This is a genomic window from Streptomyces sp. NPDC048434 (genome assembly GCF_043200375.1).
In the GTDB taxonomy this organism is placed as follows: domain Bacteria; phylum Actinomycetota; class Actinomycetes; order Streptomycetales; family Streptomycetaceae; genus Streptomyces.
The window spans coordinates 405,612-422,678 of the sequence record NZ_JBICXQ010000001.1 but is presented as its reverse complement, the minus strand read 5'-3'; the positions used below and the strand labels follow the sequence as shown (position 1 = coordinate 422,678).

The following is a 17,067-nucleotide window of genomic DNA, read 5'->3' as shown; positions in this document are numbered from 1 at the left end:
GCGCAAGGCGCGGCGTTGACGGCATGCCCTAGGGTGGCGGGAGCAACTGGTTCGCCCTGTCCGCCAGGCAGGCGCGTCGCAAGAGGGAACTCCGGTGGAAATCCGGGACTGCCCCGCAGCGGTGAGTGGGAACGACCGCCGTCATACGCACTGGGCCCGGCCGGGTCTGGGAAGCGACGGCCAGTAGATGTCCGCCCTTGGTGGATGTGCCCATGAGTCCGAAGACCTGCCAGTGCCCCCGTGCGACCGGTGCGCGGGGAGATCTCGGTGACCTCGAGGGCGGGTCGGCGGACATCAGACGGGCACATACGGCGGGAATGCGCCGGGGCCCGTCCGGTTTGCCGTCCCTTCGCGCCCCCGACCCGTCCCGTGGTCCATGGAGGCATACTCGCGAAGGAGAGTTCCGTGACCAGCACGTCCGCAGCCGCGGCAGCACACGCCACCGTGCACGGCTACCCCCGTCAGGGGCAGCACCGTGAACTGAAGAAGGCCATCGAGGGCTACTGGAAGGGCCGCGTCAGCGCCGACACCCTCCGCAGCACCGCCGCCGGGCTGCGCCACGGCAATTGGCGGCAGCTCGCCGAGGCCGGTGTCCACGAGGTGCCGACCGGTGACTTCTCGTACTACGACCACGTGCTGGACACCAGCGTGATGGTCGGCGCGATCCCCGCCCGGCACCGCGCCGCGCTGGCCGCCGACCCGCTGGAGGGGTACTTCGCGATGGCCCGCGGCACCCAGGACGTGGCGCCGCTGGAGATGACCAAGTGGTTCGACACCAACTACCACTACCTGGTACCGGAGTTGGGGCCCGACACGGTCTTCGCCGCGGACTCCGCCAAGCAGGTCGCCGAGCTGACGGAGGCACTCGGTCTCGGGTTGGCCGCCCGCCCGGTGCTCGTCGGGCCGGTCACCTATCTGCTGCTGGCCAAGCCGGCGCCCGGTGTCGCGCCCGATTTCGATCCGCTGACGCTGCTCGACCGGCTGCTGCCCGTCTACGCCGAGGTGCTCGCCGACCTCCGGGCGGCCGGCGCCGACTGGGTGCAGCTGGACGAGCCGGCACTGGTGCAGGACCGCTCCCCCGCCGTCCTGAACGCCGCGGCCCGCGCCTACCGCGGCCTCGGTACGCTCCCCGACCGCCCGCGGCTGCTGGTCGCCTCCTACTTCGACCGGCTGGGCGAGGCGCTGCCGGTGCTGGCCAAGGCGCCCGTCGAGGGGCTGGCACTGGACTTCACCGGCGCCGCGGCCGGCAATCTCGGGGATCTGGCGGCGGTCGGCGGGCCGCCCGGGAAGCGGCTGGTCGCCGGTGTGGTCGACGGCCGCAATGTGTGGATCAACTCCTTCGAGAAGTCGCTGGCCACCCTGGGTACGCTCCTCGGCCTGGCCGACCGGGTCGATGTGTCGTCCTCCTGCTCGCTGCTGCACGTCCCGCTGGACGCCGCCGCCGAGCGCGACATCGACCCGCAGATCGCCCGCTGGCTGGCCTTCGCCCGGCAGAAGACCGCGGAGATCGTGACGCTGGCGCGCGGCCTGGCGCAGGGCACCGACTCCATCGCGGCCGAACTCACCGCCAACCGCGCTGACTTGGCTTCCCGGGCCGGTTCGGCGCTCACTCATGACCCGGTGGTACGCGCCCGTACCGCCGCCGTCACCGACGCCGACGGCCGCCGTTCGCAGCCGTACGCCGAGCGGGCCGCCGCCCAGCGCGCGCACCTCGGGCTGCCGCTGCTGCCGACCACCACCATCGGCTCGTTCCCGCAGACCGCCGAACTGCGCACCGCCCGCGCCGATCTGCGGGCCGGGCGGATCGACACCGCGGGGTACGAGGAGCGCATCTCGGCCGAGATCCGCGAGGTTCTGGCCTTCCAGGAGAAGGCCGGTATCGATGTGCTGGTGCACGGCGAGCCGGAACGCAACGACATGGTCCAGTACTTCGCCGAGCAGCTCACCGGCTACCTCGCCACCCGGCACGGCTGGGTCCAGTCGTACGGCACCCGCTATGTCCGCCCGCCGATCCTGGCCGGGGACATCTCCCGCCCCGAGCCGATGACGGTCCGCTGGACGACCTACGCCCAGTCGCTCACCGACCGGCCGGTCAAGGGCATGCTCACCGGCCCGGTCACCATGCTCGCCTGGTCCTTCGTCCGCGACGACCAGCCGCAGGGCGAGACGGCGCGCCAGGTGGCGCTCGCCCTGCGCGACGAGGTGAACGACCTGGAGGCGGCCGGGAGTTCGGTGATCCAGGTCGATGAGCCCGCGCTGCGCGAGACGCTGCCGCTGCGTGCCGCGGACCGTGCGGAGTATCTGGCCTGGGCCACCGAGGCATTCCGTCTCACGACCGGCGGGGTCCGTCCGGACACCCAGATCCACACCCATATGTGCTACGCGGAGTTCGGCGACATCCTGCAGGCCATCGACGACCTCGACGCCGATGTCATCAGCCTGGAGGCGGCCCGCTCCCATATGCAGGCCGCCCGGGAGCTCGCCACGGCCGGCTATCCGCGCGAGGTGGGCCCCGGCGTCTACGACATCCACTCGCCGCGCGTACCGGGCGTGCACGAGGCAACCGCCATGCTGCGTGAGGGACTCGACGCCATCCCGGCCGAGCGGCTGTGGGTCAACCCCGACTGCGGTCTGAAGACCCGCGGCTGGCCCGAGGTGCGGGCCGCCCTGGAGAACCTGGTCACCGCGGCCCGCGAGGTCCGTGGGGGTCTGCCCGGCGCGGCTTCCTGACCGCGGGCGGGCCGGGGCCGGCGCCCGTGGGGGGTGCCGGCCCCGGCCCGTCGCTCACTGGAGCCGCGAACGGTGGCGGCTGTAGCAGAGGTACACGGCCAGCGCCACGGCGAGCCAGCCGGCGAACAGGAGGTAGGTGGGCAGCGGCAGGCCATAGAGCAGATAGCCGCAGAACGCCACCGAGAGCAGCGGCACCACCGGATAGCCGGGCACCTTGAAGCCACGGTCGAGACCGGGCGCGGTACGGCGCAGGATGATCACGCCCACCGAGACCACGGTGAAGGCGACCAGGGTGCCCAGGCTGGTCAGATCCGCCAGGACGTCCAGCGGGAAGACCGCGGCCAGTACGGCGACGAACCCGCTGACCAGGACCGTGCCGAGCACCGGGGTCCCGGTGCGGGGGTCGACGCGGTGGAAGACGGCGGGCAGCATCCCGTCGCGGCCCATGGAGTACAGGATCCGCGTCTGCCCGTAGAGCACCACCAGGGTGACGCTGACGATGGACAGCACCGCGCCCGCCGACAGCAGCACCCCCGGCCAGCCCGCCCCGGTGACCTTCGCCAGGATCGCCGACAGCCCCGCCTCCTGGCCCGCGAACGCGGTCCACGGCTGGGCACCCACGCCGACGAGGGCCACCAGCACATAGACGGTGGTGACCGCCAGCAGCGCACAGATGATCGCCAGCGGGAGGGTCCGGCGCGGGTTGCGGACCTCCTCCCCGGCCGTGGAGACCGCGTCGAGTCCGATGAAGGAGAAGAAGACCGTGGAGGCGGCGGCGCCTATCCCCGCCATGCCCATCGGGGCGAAGGGGTGCAGATGGGCCGGGTCGAAGCCGGTGACGCCCAGCGTGACGAACAGCGCCAGCACCGCCAGCTTGAGCAGCACCATCACGGTGTTGACCAGCGCCGACTCCTTGGCGCCACGCACCAGCAGCAGACCGCACAGCACCACCAGCACGGCGCCGGGCACATTGAGAATGCCGCCGTCACCGGGCGGCGCGGAGATCGCCGCGGGCATCTGAACGCCGAAGACCCGCTGGGTCAGATCGTTGAGGTACTGGCCCCAGCTCACCGCGATGGCCGCGCCGGAGACCGCGTACTCCAGCAGCAGGCACCAGCCGACGGCGTACGCGGCGAACTCGCCGAGCGTGGCATAGGCGTAGGAGTACGACGACCCGGAGACCGGTACGGCGGAGGCGAGTTCGGCGTAGCACAGGGCGGTGAGCGCCGCGGCCACGGCACCGATGACGAAGGAGAGGAGGACGGCGGGTCCGGCCTCGGGGACCGCGGCGTTGAGGGCGAAGAAGATGCCGGTGCCGACAGTCGCCCCGATACCGATCATGGTCAGCTGGAAGGCGCCCACGGTACGGCGCAGTCCGCCGCCGTCGGCCGGCGCCTCGGCCTCGGCGAGAAAGGCCTCCGGCGGTTTGCGGCGCAGGAGCTGATGGCGCAGTCGCGGGCGGGCGAGGGGTGGTTGGCCTGGCAGCACATCGGTGGGTCGCACGGGGGCCTCGATCCGGGGAGGGGCAGGGGTGGTCCGTCAGGGCAGGTCGCGGCGCATCAGGTCCGCGTAGGTCTCGCGTCGTACGACGGGGCGGGAGCGGCCGTCGCGGCAGAAGATGACCGGCGGACGGCGGGCCGCGTTGTAGTTGTTGGCGAGGGAGTACGTGTACGCGCCGGTGGCCGGGACGGCGATCAGGTCCCCGGGCCGCGGGTCCTGGAGGAGCACGCCCGTGCTGAGCACATCGCCGGATTCGCAGTGCCGGCCGACGACGCGGCACCGTTCGCCGGGGGACCCTTCGGCGGGGGCCCGCACCCGGGTGGCCACCGTCGCCTCGAACCGCTGCCCGTACAGCGAGACTTCGAGGTTGTCGCCCATCCCGCCGTCCACGGCGACGAAGGTCTCGCCGCCGGAGCGCTTGACCGTCACCACGCGGTAGAGCGAGACGCCGGACTCGGCGACCATCGACCGGCCGGGTTCGATGATGACCCGGGCACCGGCCGGCAGCAGCTCATCGGCCGCCGCGGTCAGCGCGTCCAGATAGGCCTCGACCACCGGCGGCCGGTCGTCGTACGTGTAGCGCGCCCCCAGCCCGCCGCCGAGGTCGTACACGGGGAACCGGCCGAGCTCCGCCACCGCCGCCACGGCCCGGACGAACGGTTCGGTGGCGAGGATCTGCGAGCCGATGTGCACATGCAGTCCGTCCAGGCGCAGCCGGGCGCTCGCGCGCAGCCGGGCGACCGCCTCGCGCGCCTGCGGCAGCAGCAGACCGAACTTCGAGCCGCGCTGGCCGGTGGAGACCGCCTCGTGGGTGTCGGGGCGGACATCGGGGGTGACCCGGACCAGGACGGCCTGCTCGCGGCGGCCCGCGCCATGGGCCCGGTCCATGACGTGTTCCAGCCGGTCGATGTCGTCGAAGTTGTCGATGACGACAAGGCCGACACGGGCCTCGACGGCCGCCCGGAGGTAGCTCTCCGTCTTGGCGTTGCCGTGCACGATCACCTTGGCCGGGTCGGTGCCCGCGGCGAGGGCCAGCGCCAGTTCGCCGCCGCTGGCGACATCGACGCCGAGCCCCTCCTCGGCGAGCAGCCGGTAGACGGCGGTGCACGGGAAGGCCTTGGAGGCGAAGGCCACCATCGAGTCCGGCCGGCGCGCGGCCAACCCGTCGGCGTAGCGGCCGGCCCGGTCCCGCAGCGCACCCTCGTCGATGAGCAGCGCGGGCGTGCCGTGGCGCGCCGCCAGCTCCGCCACATGGCATCCGCCGATGCGCAGCCCGCCGTCCGCCGCCGTCGTGGTGCCGGGCGGGAACAGCCCGAGCAGGGCGTCGGCGAACGGGGGGACGGGCGCTGCGGTGGTGGTCCCGTGAACCATGGAAGTGCTCCTTGCTGGGGCGCGTCGGGGTACGGGACGCGCGGTGCGCCCGTCGGGCCCCGGCCCCGGATCGGCTCCGCACCATGCTGGGGCCCACCCCCTTCCCCGTCGTTGGCGCAATCGCCTAGGGTCCGACCGTGGAACTGACGGATTCGCCAAACCCGCATGGCTTCGGCGGTACCAGCGAGGAGCTGTTCGCGCTGGCCAATGCCGTTGCCGCGGTGATCGGTGGTTCGGTGGCGATCGAGGACCTCGACCACCGGGTGCTGGCGTATTCGTCGGTACCGGGCCAGCGGATCGACGAGCTGCGCCGCCGCGGCATCCTGGACCGGCGGGTGCCCGACGAGCCCGAGCAGCGGCGCCAGTACCGCGAGGTGCTGGGCGCGCCCGGCGTCCCGGCTCGATGCGGCCGGTGACCGGGCGCTGCTGGACGGTGCGCGGCTCGCCGCGCTGCACATGCTGCGCCGCCGCAGCTCGGCCGAGCTGGATCTGCGGGCGCGGGAGGACACCCTGCGTGCGGCGCTGCGTGGCGACGGCACCGCACCGGAGATCCGCTTTCAGCTCGGTCTGCCGGAGCGCTCGCGGCTCACGCTCCTCGGCTGTGCGCCGGCCGCGGGCGGCCCCGACCGGACGGGTCCGGCGGCCGTCCGGCTGGGTGCCGCGGCCACCCGGCACTGGGCCGCCGTGCACGGCGAAGCGGCCGTGGCCACCGTCGGCCGTACCGTCTATACCCTGCTGCCCCGGGCCGGCCAGGCCGAGGCCCGGCGGCTGTCCGGGCAGGCCGTGGCCGCGCTCGGCCGCACCCTGGAGACACCGCTGCGCTGCGCGGTCAGCCGCCCCGCCGACGACCCCGCCGAACTGCCCGCGCTGCGTGCCGAGGTGGACGACATCCTCCGTGTGACGACCGCGGATGCGGACGCCCCGGACGTCGCGGCGCTCGGCGACGTACACGCCCGGGTCCTGCTGCTGCACTGCGCCGACGCGCTGGACCGCCGCCCCCGGCTGCGCCACCCCGGTATCGAGGCCATGCGGGAGCACGACCGGGCCCGGCACACCGACTACGCCGCGTCGGTCCTGGCCTGGCTGGACGCGGCCGGCAATGTCGGCGAGGCCGCGCGGCGGCTGACCGTGCACCCCAACACCCTCAAGTACCGCCTCCGCCGCGCCCACGAGCTGTTCGGGATCGACCTCGGCCACCCGGACGTGCGGCTCTCGTGCTGGCTGCAACTACGGCTGACCGACTGACTTGCGTGAGGCCGCCGGTGGTACGGCGCACACCACCGCGGCCGGCACGGTGTATTCGGCCAACCTCGCCAACACCCCGCCACCTCTCGGCCATCGGGCCCGGATCCGCCCCGGGGGAAAGGCCCACGCCAGGGCCGCGGCCCGCCGGACGGCCGCGCCCGCCGCTCCCCCTGCGCGCCGTTGTGCCTCCCCGGCTCCGCCCTGCGGAGTTTCAAAAGGGACAAGACACCTGATCGCATGAAAGACAGTGCGAAAACCCATCGAAGCATGGTGACTTCGCTACCTTCCCAAGGGCGCCGCACCCCTCCCCGGGCCGGTGCGGCGCACCGCTCACCGCACCCCACGAAGCACGGAAAGAGGTCTGTCATGCATCGCGTCCTCAGCCGGTTTCTCCTGGTTCTCGGCCTGCTCACCGCCCTGCTCGGCGGGTTGACCGCCGGCGCCGCCACGGCTGTCGCCGAGACTCCCCCCTACCGCATCCTCAACAATGCGACCGGCGGCAGTCTGCTGCCGGCGGGCTACGGCAGCGACTCCTCCGACGGCATCCTGATGTACGCCTGGAACCCCGGCTACACCCTCGGCGGTGACCAGTGGACGTTCGAGGAGGTCGACGGGGCCTATCTCATCCGCAACACCAAGACCGGCAAGTGCCTCAAGCCGGGCGGCCCGTGGTACGGCAAGACGTATGTGACGCAGGGCGCGTGCAACAGCAGCTATGAGTTCCAGTGGTGGCTGCAGCAGCGGGGCTCCGACGGTCAGTTCAAGATCACCTCGCGCTCCTCGCGCCAGGTGATGACGCCGTATTACGGCAGTGCGCTCGGCGAGGTCGTCGTCCTGGAACCCGACAGCAATGTCGCGAAGAACTGGTGGTCCGTCGACCGGATCTGAATCGCGGCGTCACGGGGCACCCGCCGGATCGGCGGGTGCCCCGTTCTGTGTGCGGTGCGCCGGACCTGCGTGGTCCGCTCAGCCGGTGATGATCGCCGGGTCGCTCACGCCCGCCTCGCCGTTCTCCACATGGCCGGCGAACCGGCGCAGGAAGGTGCTGTCGGCGTCGGAGGTGACCGACAGGTCGTACCAGCGCTTGCTGGCGCGCAGGTCGACCGGCTTCTTGACGGTGGCGCCCGCGCGGACCGTGAAGGTCTCGTGTGCGCCGCCGTAGGCGTGGGTGACGGTGAGGTGGCAGTCGGTGCTGCCCTGGTTGGTCAGGGTGAGTTCGATCCGGCCGGCGGACGCGTCGTGGCGGGCGGTCACCTCGGGGCCGGCCTTCTTGCCGTCGCCCTTGAAGGAGCGCAGAAAGCCGTTCGGGCCGAACACCGACAGGTCGTAGGTGTCCTTGGAGTAGGAGGTGTTCCAGGTGTCGGAGATCGTCTTGCCGGCCTCCGTGGTGTACGTCCAGGGGCCGTCGGTGCGGTTGCCCGCGGTGACGGTGAAGCAGGCGCCGGCCTTGTCGCCACCGCTGAAGGTGAGGGTGTAGCGCCCGGTGGAGGGGGTGACGGAACCGTCGACGAGCGGCACGTACGGCAGCGGGCGGGACGGCCGGGAGCCCGGCTCCTGCTTGGGCAGGACGGGGTTGGCCGGCGGCTTCGGCACATAGCTGTCGTGCCGGTCCGTGTCCGGCGGCTGGTAGCTGTCGGTGGCCGGCAGCGCGGCCGGCTTGGTGTTCTCCAGGCCGAAGTCGAACGCGGAGGTCAGGTCGCCGCAGATGGCACGGCGCCACGGCGAGATGTTCGGCTCGTGCACACCGAAGCGGCGCTCCAGGAACCGGATGATGGAGGTGTGGTCGAAGACCTCGGAGCAGACGTAGCCGCCGGTGCTCCAGGGGGAGACGACGAGCATCGGCACGCGCTGGCCGAGGCCGTACGGGCCGGCGGAGTAGGTGGCGTTGCCGCCGAAGCTGTCCAGCGCAGTGTCGACGGTCGACTTGCCCTGGTCGGCGGAGGCCGGCGGGAACGGCGGGACGACATGGTCGAAGTACCCGTCGTTCTCGTCGTACGTGATGAGCAGGGCGGTCTTGCTCCACACCTCGGGGTTGGCGGTGAGCGCGTCCAGCACCTGGGAGACGTACCAGGCGCCGTAGTTCGCCGGCCAGTTGGGGTGCTCGGAGAAGGCTTCGGGGGCGGCGACCCAGGAGACCTGGGGGAGCTTGTCGGCCTTCACATCGGCCTTGAGCCGGTCGAAGTAGCCGTCGCCCTGCTTGGCGTTGGTGCCGGTACGGCCCTTGTCGTAGAGCGGGTCGCCGGGCTTGGCGTCGCGGTACTGGTTGAAGAAAAGCAGCGAGTTGTCGCCGTAGTTGCCACGGTAGGCGTCGTCGATCCAGCCCCACTTGCCGTTCGCGTCCAGGCCGTCACCGATGTCCTGGTAGATCTTCCAGGAGACCCCGGCCTTCTGCAGCCGCTCCGGGTACGTCGTCCAGCCGTACCCCGCCTCCTCGTTGCCCAGGACCGGGCCGCCACCCGAGCCGTCGTTACCGACGTGGCCCGAGAACATGTAGTAGCGGTTGGGGTCGGTGGCTCCGATGATCGAGCAGTGGTAGGAGTCGCAGATGGTGAACGCATCGGCGAGCGCGTAGTGGAACGGGATGTCCTTGCGGGTCAGATAGGCCATCGTGCCGGTGCCCTTGGCCGGGATCCAGCTGTCGTACTTGCCGTCGTTCCAGGCCTTGTGGCCGCCTTCCCAGTCGTGGTTCAGGCCCTCGATGAACTGCATGCCGAGGTTCTCGGCGTCCGGGTGGTAGGGCAGCACATCCTTCGAGCCGTCCGGCTGGTGCCAGACGGACTTCCCGCTGTCGAGAGTGACCGGGCGCGGGTCGCCGAAGCCGCGTACGCCCTTCATCGAGCCGAAGTAGTGGTCGAAGGAACGGTTCTCCTGCATCAGGACGACCACATGCTCGATGTCGTCGATGGAGCCGGAGCGTCGCTTGGCAGGGATGGCCGCGGCACGGGCGATGCTGCTCGACAGGGCCGAGACACCCGCGGTGGCGCCGGCGATCTGGAGGAAACGCCGCCGATTCAGTTCAGGCATGACTTTGGGGACCTCATGTCGTGTGGGGAGTTCGACTGGGCAACGATGCTGCGCGGTGGTGTGAGCTGTGAGGAAACTGACGTCAGCAGAGTGTTCCAAGAGGAACGAGCCGTGGGGAAGGGGGGGTGTCCCAGGTGTGACACATCGCGGTACGCGCGGCGAACTCCCTGGTCGGGCGGGGCACACCACATCCCGGGGCATTCCGGGCAAGGGGGCGCGGCGGGCCGGGCGGCGGCCCTCAGGACACCGGAGTGAGCGGCGGGAGGCGCGGCCGGCGGGCGGCTTCACAGCAGGGCAACGCCCCGCAGGCGCAGGCCCACACCTGGAACGGGGCGGGACGCACACAGGTCCGGGCAACGGCCTCCGCGCCACGCTACGGTGAGCGGCGGCTGAACACCAGGGCCCGGACGGTGTCACGCTCGGCAGCGCGGCGTGACAGGCGACCGCTCGACGGCGGTGAGCTCCTCAACTGCCGTGCCGGCAGGAGCGCGGGGCGGTGTCCCGGGCGGCGGCGCAGAGCGCGCGCGTGGGAGGCCCGGCGGACGGATACCGTGCCCGTGGGCGAGGCGTGACAGGGGTGAGCGTCAGTCGCCTCGCCGGCCCCGTCGAGGGTGTGTCGGACGAGATCGAATCGGTAGTGGTCAGACGACGAGCGACACCGCGGACCGCGCCGGGGCGGCCTCGGCGGCGGCCGCGACGGCGGGCTCGGGCGCGGGCTCGGCCTGCGGCTCGACCGGTTCGGCCGGCGGCACCGCCGGCTGGACCTTTGCGTCGGGCACGCTGCGCAGCGGAGTGCGGCTCGTCAGCCGGGACTTGCGGGTCGCCTGGACCCGGCGGGTGAACCAGATGACCTTGCCGTCCGCGGTGCCACAGGTGCCCCAACTGTCGCTGAGTGCCGCCACTGTGGAGAGTCCACCGCCGGCGACGGAGAGCAGTTTCGGCAGCCGTGGCCCCTCGTCGGCGACGGACGCCGTGAGGTGACGGCCGGTCCAGCGGAGTTCGATGACGCACCGGGCCTGCGGCCCGATATGGCGATGGACATTGGTCAGGAGTTCCGCCACTCCCCGGCATACGGGCGGGATATGCAGTTCGAGATCCCAGTACCGCAGGTGCGCGGTAAGAATTCGCCGGATCTGCGGCACACGCTCCGCCGAAGCATGCAGTTCGACCGTGTAGTGCCGGTCGCTGGGAAGTGTCATGTCGTGGCTCCTCACCGCGAGGCTCATGCCCTTCACCTCGTTGGACCAACGAACCCCGAAACACGAAGAGTGAGCATTTATCACGTATGGGTCATTTGACATGGTGACCCCGCGGAGCGGGTTCCGCAACAGATCATGAACCGCCGGAATTCCGGGACACGGCACCGTCCTGGCCGGTCCGCGGCCCCGCCAGGGCCTTGTCCGGAGCGAGCGGGAGGTCGCGCAACCGGAGGGCCGGTGGCGTGCCGTACGGCGTTGCCGAGGGCCGCCGCGGTGCCCACGATGGCGATCTCCCCGATGCCCTTGCTGCCCTTGGGTTGAGGTGGGGGTCCTCCTCGTCGAGCCAGGGTCGCCAGGCCCCTGGTCATGCCGCCGTTGAACAGGGGTGTGCTGTAAGGGAGTTGAGGATGTGGCCGACCGCGGAGCCGCCCACCGCCGCCGCGGGTGGCGGATCCCTGCTGCCGGTCTCGTTCCGGATCCGGTCCTCCGGCACGGCGCGCGCGGCGGCGACCCGGCAGCGGGCCGAAGCGCTCCGCACCGTCGCGCGGACAGCCGACGAGGGGACGGCTGCTGAAGGCGCGGTCGCTGTCCGGCTCGGTGTCCGGTTCATCACGGATCCGCAGGTCGACGGGGGCGCTGTCCCTCAGGACAGCGAGTTCGTCCATGGCCGGCTCCAGGGCGCGGCTTCGGGGGACCCCGCCCGGTGCGCTCCTCCACGTTCCAGGCCGTGGGGGCAGCTGCCGCGGGCCGGGCCCGCGTGGTCGCGCGGGTCCCCGCTCCTCCCCCGCCGTGAGTGACCCGCTAACGGGTCTCCAGTCGGAGTTCGACCTCCTTCTCCTGGTCGCCGGCTGCCGTGCCGAGGACGTGCACCGTGAACGCGGACTCCAGGCCCTTGCACAGTTGGTCGACCGCCCAGTAGCCGCCTTGGAGGCTGACCAGGACGGGGGCGGTCAGCCGGCGGGGCTCGGCCGCGGACTTGAGTTCACTCACGTCGAAGGTCGAGGTCCACACGGTCGAGCCCGCCCCGGCGACCTCCTCGGGTACGTCGTCCGCCGCCCGGTCGGAGGTGAAGGAGGTGCGCAGCGCACTGAAGACGGCATGCGCGTCCTGCGTCGCGCAGCTCTCCAGCTCCACCATCACCTCGGCGGATACATGTTCCGTGTCTGCCGGTTTCGCGCTGTTCACTGTGGTGACCTTCCTCTGCGGCCGTCCTCCGGGAGCCGAACGCTTCCAGGCTCGCCCCGCGGACCGGTGTGTGCGACCGGAGGCGCGCGAAGGGGCGGACGGACGGCGGCCGCACCCCGGAACCGGCCGCCGGCCGGGGCTGCCGTCAGACCGGCTGGGTGAGGTTGACCGCGTTGCCGTCCGGGTCCCGGATATGGGCGACCCGTTGGCCCCAGGGCATGTCGTTGGCGGGTCCGAGCACCTTTCCGCCGAGCGGCTCGACCCGGTCCAGCAGGGCGTCGACGTCCGCCACGGCGATGCTCAGCAGGATCCGGGTCGGGGTGCCGGTCTCGACGCTCCGGTCCGACACGATGCCCAGCTCCGAGCCGTCGAGCCGCAGCCCGACGAAGAAGACCGGGCCCTCCTCGGGCACCCGGGTGAATTCCTCGGCGCCCACCAGCCGGCTGTAGAAGGCCTGCAGACGATCGAGGTCAGGGGTGACGATCACCGGCTGGACGGCGGCGGGGGCAGGGGACGGGGATGGGGATCGGGTGGCAGACATGGTCTCCTCCGGTTGCGTGGCCTATGGGGTCAGTGGGACAGACCGCGTCCGGGGTGCTGATTCATCGGTCCGAACCGGAACCGGAGCGGGAATCGGTGCCGGGTGCCGCCGGAATGCCGTAGGTGGCGGGTGCGTGGTGCGGCAGGACGACACGGAAGTCGCGGGCCAGGGCCTTACGGGCGGTGGCGATGACGCACCTCTCGCGCTCTTGCGGACCACGGTCTCGCGGGGTCCGGGCGCCACGGGCAGCTGGAGTCGCCGGCCAGGGGGATGCGGCTCATCGACGGTTCCGGGTGCACCGTCTCTCCGCAGAGGGACGACGAAGGCCGCCCGGCCACGGTCTATGCCGGGCGGGCCGGTACTCACCCGCCGGGGGCGGAATCCGGACACGCGCCGCTGAGCCGTCCGGACCCACATGGTTGCCACGGGCATCGAGCCGGACGGATCATCCGGTAGGGGACGCCGTACGCACGTACGGAAGCACGGGATGACCGCACACGGACGACGCGAGGAGAGCCACCGTGGGACCAGCCACCGTCAATGGCCACTGCGCACCGAACTTCACCGGCGTACAAGAAGCGTTCGAGCGGAACTTCAGCGAGCACGGCGACATCGGCGCGGCGGTCACGGTGACCGTGGACGGCGAGGCGGTGGTCGACCTGTGGGGCGGCCATGCGGACGCCGCCGGGACCCGCGCCTGGGAGCGCGACACCCTGGTGAATGTCTACTCGACATCCAAGGGGATGACCGCGCTGTGCGCCCATCTCCTCGTGGACCGGGGCGAGTTGGACCTCGATGCGCCGGTGGCCCGGTACTGGCCCGAGTTCGGACAGGCCGGCAAGCAGGACATACCCGTACGCTGGCTGCTCAGCCACCGCGCCGGCCTGATCGCGCCCCGTGAGCCGCTCCCCGCCGGCTACGCCTACGACTGGGACCGGGTGTGCGCCACCCTGGCAGCGACCCCGCCGTGGTGGGAGCCGGGCACCGCGCAGGGCTATCACGCGGTGACCTTCGGATACCTGGTGGGCGAGGTCGTACGGCGGATCACCGGACAGTCCCTCGGCGCGTTCCTGCGCAGCGAGATCACCGGGCCGCTGGACGCGGGGGTGTTCATCGGCACCCCCGCCGAGGAGCACGCCCGCTGTGCGGACATGGTCGGGCAGCTGGACGAGGCGCGGATCGCCGAGCGGTTCCCCGGCGTACCCGCGCCGCCGTTCCGGACGTTGTCCGACCATCCGCTGGCCGTGGTGATGCTGGCCCTGACGTACATCCCCACCGGGGATGTCAACAGCGCCGCCTACCGGTCGGCCGAGATCCCGGCGGGCAACGCCCACGCCAACGCCCGTGGGCTGGCGACCGTGTACGGCGCGCTGGCGGGCGGCAAGCTGGTGGGTCCGGGCACCCTGGAGGCGATGCGCCGGTCGCAGAGCCTGCCGGGCGAGCGTGATCTGACGATCGATGCGCTCGCCCCGGCGGGCCACGAACACCGCTGGGGTCTGGGCTACATGCTCAACCACCGGGGCCAGGCGGGGCCCAATCCCGGGGCGTTCGGGCACGGTGGCGCGGGCGGCTCGTATGCCTTCGCGGATCCGGAGAACCGGCTGTCCTACGCGTACACCATGAACAAGTACGACGGTGGCACGACGGGTGACGACCCGCGCAACCGCGGCCTGGTCCGGGCGGTGTACCGGGCTCTGGAGGAGAACCGCAGGTGAGGCCCGGCCGCCTCACGGAGCGGCCGATTCGGGCGGCGGCGCCGGTCGCGGGGCCACCGGAGGCTCGCCCGCCACGCCGGTGAGGGCGCGCAACGAGTCGATGAGCCCGGCGCGCTGGGGGGCCGGCAGCCGGGCGACGATCTCGGCGATCTCCGTGTGCCGGTCGGCCAGCACCCGCTCGACGAGACGGCGGCCCTCTTCCGTCAGGCTCAGTACGACCTCGCGGCGGTTGCCGGGGTTGGTCTGCCGGGTGACGCCGCCGGCCGCCTCCAGCCGGTCGACCATCCGCATCGCGGTGGACGGGTTGACGCCCAGCGCCGCGGCCAGCGCGGCGAGCTTGGCCGGGCCCTGGCCGTCCAGCACCACCAGGGCCCGCAGCTGAGGCAGGGTGAGGGAGGGGGCCGTGCGTGCGAGCGACCGGGCGGAGATCCCGACCAGCAGCCGGGAGGCGGTCAGCACCGCGGCAATGACCTCCTCGACGTCGTGATCGAGATCCTCGCCGGGCGCGGCCGCCCCGGCCTGCCGCGGTGCGCGCTGCGCGTCGTGCCCCATGGCGCCTTTATACCCGGTGAGGGCATCGTGCCTGGTGGCGGGCCCTGCCGAAGGCCATCGGGGGTACGGAAATCTGCCCCCGCGAACCCCCTTGCAGAGCGCAATAATGGGAAGTGCGGCATGCAGCCGGCCCGGCGCGAGTGCGGCGGGCCCGAGAGGGCGTGATGACCATGGAACGGGACACCGAGACGGTTCACGAGGCGTATGCATTCGTCTGTCTGCACTGTGGACACGGCTGGGAAGAGGAGTACGAGATCCGGCACACCACGGATCTGGCCGGCCACCGGCGCGCCGACTACTTCGCCCGCGGCTCCCGGGTCCCCTCGCCGCTGACCCTCAACGACTGCCCGTCCTGCAATCTCGGCCCGATCCGGATCCTGCGCCCCGGCCGGGTGAACTCGACCCGCCCCTACCTCGCCTGACCCCTGGCACAAACCTGATATACCGTCACCACCCGGTGTACAGAAGGTGGTTGATCAGTAGTGCCAGTACGGCCTGGGCCGTCAGCCACGTGCGGTGCCGGGTCGTGGGCAGCAGGGCGCAGGCGGCCGGCAGCCAGGCGGCGAACGGCAGCCAGATGCGTTCGGTCTCCGCCTTGCTCATCCCGGAGAGATCGGCGACCAGCACGGCGAGCAGCACCGCCGACACCAGGACGGCCAGCCGGTCGGCGGGGGCGCGCAGCGGCCCGGCGGACGGGCGGAGCCCGCGCAGGGCGGTGGGGGCCGCCGCGAGGGTGCGGCGCAGACCTGCCACCGTCGCCAGGCCGGTGATCAGGACGGTGCAGGCCAGATTGCCCCACACCCAGTAGGCGTACGGGCGGACCGCCGCGGCGCCCTGGTAGTAGCGCTCGATCAGCAGGTGATAGCCCTCCCACCAGCGGAATCCGGCAAGGGTGAAGACGGCCGCGACGGTCACCGCCCCGGCCGCCAGGAGGGGCAGCGGGCGCGCGGTACGGGTGAGCAGCAAGATCGCCGCGGCAATCAGCGCGACCAGGGTGAGGCCGTAGGAGAGATAGCAGGTCAGACCGAGGAGAAGCCCGGAGGCCAGGGCGGCGGCGGCCGGACGGCGGGTGCGGCGGGTGGCGGCGAGGGCGAGCAGCGCCAGGGACCAGGCGGCGACGGCCGCGAAGTAGCCGTCCGCCGAGGTGCCCACCCAGACGGCGGCCGGAGCCAGTACGAGGAACGGGGCGGCCCGGCGGGCGGTCGGCTCGTCGGTGAGGGCGCGCAGCGCGATGAGGACCGCGGCCACGGCGGAGGTGCCGACCGTGATGCACCAGACGCCGGCCCAGCCGCCACCGCCCAGACCGATGCGGTCCAGGCCGACGAAGGTGAGGACGGCGGCCGGTGGATGCCCGGCGACATGGGCGGGCCAGTGGTCCGGCGCGTTGTTGAGGATGTGGTGGGTGAAGTCGCGGAGCGCCGGGCCGAGAGCGTCGAAGCGGCGGATGACGGTCAGGTACTCGTACTCGGTGGTGAGCCGGCCGGCGATACCGGTCCGCCAGCCGTCTATCAGCGCCAGTGCCCACGTCCAGGCCAGGGCGGCGGCCCAGCCCGTGAGGACGAGGGGGCGCCAGGCCAACCGGGCCGCGAGGGGCGGCCCGTGGACGATCACCACGACGGCGACCGCGAGCGCGGCGGGGGTGCCGGGGCCCAGGTGCGGGGACCACGAGGCGTACAGCGGAGGCCAGTTGACGTGCAGGCTGCCGTTGGCGTGCTCGATGACGGTACCGGCCAGCGCGGCAGCCACGACGAGGAGGGCGCCGGCCGCGGCGGCGGCCAGATCGAGGCGGTGCACGGGGCGTTGCGGGGAGGGCGGAGGGGAGGCCGGACGGGGGGTCACACGGGAGGTCACAGCGGCACGCTAGGCGCCGGCCGGCGGCAACGGCCGCTCGGTGGCCGCGGCGTCATCGTTCCGTCAGATTTCCCCGGCGCCCTGCCGTCGAAGGGTCTGACCGCGCGCCGACGTCAGAGTTTCGTCATGCGGCACGGCCCTGTCGGCGCACCGG

At 72.2% G+C, this 17,067-nt stretch carries 14 protein-coding genes and 1 riboswitch; of the genes, 6 read left to right on the top strand and 8 right to left on the bottom strand.

From position 1 onward, the window contains the following. The first annotated feature begins 30 nt into the window (after positions 1-30). Positions 31-249, top strand: a riboswitch (cobalamin riboswitch). Positions 250-405: 156 nt separating this feature from the next. Beyond that, positions 406-2,730 (top strand): 5-methyltetrahydropteroyltriglutamate--homocysteine S-methyltransferase, encoded by a 2,325-nt coding sequence (metE, locus tag ACGFWI_RS01940; protein WP_393903929.1) that lies wholly within the window; start codon positions 406-408, stop codon positions 2,728-2,730. Positions 2,731-2,784: 54 nt separating this feature from the next. Here the strand turns inward: metE and ACGFWI_RS01935 are convergent, their stop codons facing one another. After that, positions 2,785-4,233 (bottom strand): APC family permease, encoded by a 1,449-nt coding sequence (locus ACGFWI_RS01935; protein ID WP_393903928.1) that lies wholly within the window; start codon positions 4,231-4,233, stop codon positions 2,785-2,787. A 36-nt stretch (positions 4,234-4,269) separates the two neighbouring features. Further along, positions 4,270-5,601, bottom strand: coding sequence for a diaminopimelate decarboxylase (gene lysA / locus ACGFWI_RS01930; protein ID WP_393903927.1), 1,332 nt, complete (start codon positions 5,599-5,601; stop codon positions 4,270-4,272). 137 nt (positions 5,602-5,738) lie between these two features. Here lysA and ACGFWI_RS01925 point away from each other — a divergent pair, with 137 nt between their 5' ends. The 3 genes from ACGFWI_RS01925 (at position 5,739) to ACGFWI_RS01915 (ending at position 7,734) form a co-directional block, all read left to right on the top strand. Continuing rightward, positions 5,739-6,017 carry a hypothetical protein gene (locus ACGFWI_RS01925; RefSeq protein ID WP_393903926.1) on the top strand — a complete coding sequence of 93 codons (279 nt, stop codon included), beginning with the start codon at positions 5,739-5,741 and terminating at the stop codon, positions 6,015-6,017. A 40-nt stretch (positions 6,018-6,057) separates the two neighbouring features. Next, positions 6,058-6,846 (top strand): PucR family transcriptional regulator, encoded by a 789-nt coding sequence (locus ACGFWI_RS01920; RefSeq protein WP_393903925.1) that lies wholly within the window; start codon positions 6,058-6,060, stop codon positions 6,844-6,846. Between the two features lie 366 nt (positions 6,847-7,212). Next, positions 7,213-7,734: an RICIN domain-containing protein gene (locus tag ACGFWI_RS01915; protein ID WP_393903924.1), complete on the top strand. Its 522-nt coding sequence runs from the start codon at positions 7,213-7,215 to the stop codon at positions 7,732-7,734. A gap of 78 nt (positions 7,735-7,812) precedes the next feature. On the opposite strand, the gene ACGFWI_RS01910 is transcribed toward ACGFWI_RS01915, so the two are convergent. From ACGFWI_RS01910 to ACGFWI_RS01895, 4 genes are all read right to left on the bottom strand, one after another. Then, positions 7,813-9,870, bottom strand: a complete 2,058-nt coding sequence (locus ACGFWI_RS01910; RefSeq protein WP_393903923.1) for a phosphocholine-specific phospholipase C — start codon at positions 9,868-9,870, stop codon at positions 7,813-7,815. Between the two features lie 641 nt (positions 9,871-10,511). Beyond that, the gene (locus ACGFWI_RS01905; protein ID WP_393903922.1) at positions 10,512-11,069 is read right to left on the bottom strand and encodes an ATP-binding protein; all 558 of its coding nucleotides are present in this window, start codon (positions 11,067-11,069) and stop codon (positions 10,512-10,514) included. A gap of 801 nt (positions 11,070-11,870) precedes the next feature. Continuing rightward, positions 11,871-12,254, bottom strand: a complete 384-nt coding sequence (locus tag ACGFWI_RS01900) for a hypothetical protein (protein WP_393903921.1) — start codon at positions 12,252-12,254, stop codon at positions 11,871-11,873. A gap of 145 nt (positions 12,255-12,399) precedes the next feature. Beyond that, positions 12,400-12,795, bottom strand: a complete 396-nt coding sequence (locus ACGFWI_RS01895) for a VOC family protein (RefSeq protein ID WP_393903920.1) — start codon at positions 12,793-12,795, stop codon at positions 12,400-12,402. A gap of 521 nt (positions 12,796-13,316) precedes the next feature. Here ACGFWI_RS01895 and ACGFWI_RS01890 point away from each other — a divergent pair. Further along, entirely contained in the window at positions 13,317-14,510 is a 1,194-nt protein-coding gene (locus ACGFWI_RS01890; protein ID WP_393903919.1) for a serine hydrolase domain-containing protein, read from the top strand. Between the two features lie 12 nt (positions 14,511-14,522). Here ACGFWI_RS01890 and ACGFWI_RS01885 read toward each other — a convergent pair whose 3' ends face one another. Beyond that, positions 14,523-15,062 carry a MarR family winged helix-turn-helix transcriptional regulator gene (locus tag ACGFWI_RS01885; RefSeq protein WP_393903918.1) on the bottom strand — a complete coding sequence of 180 codons (540 nt, stop codon included), beginning with the start codon at positions 15,060-15,062 and terminating at the stop codon, positions 14,523-14,525. Between the two features lie 170 nt (positions 15,063-15,232). Between ACGFWI_RS01885 and ACGFWI_RS01880 the strand changes: the two genes are divergently transcribed. Continuing rightward, the gene (locus tag ACGFWI_RS01880) at positions 15,233-15,484 is read left to right on the top strand and encodes a hypothetical protein (RefSeq protein WP_393903917.1); all 252 of its coding nucleotides are present in this window, start codon (positions 15,233-15,235) and stop codon (positions 15,482-15,484) included. 25 nt (positions 15,485-15,509) lie between these two features. Here ACGFWI_RS01880 and ACGFWI_RS01875 read toward each other — a convergent pair whose 3' ends face one another. After that, positions 15,510-16,913 (bottom strand): hypothetical protein, encoded by a 1,404-nt coding sequence (locus tag ACGFWI_RS01875; protein WP_393903916.1) that lies wholly within the window; start codon positions 16,911-16,913, stop codon positions 15,510-15,512. Positions 16,914-17,067: the final 154 nt, after the last annotated feature.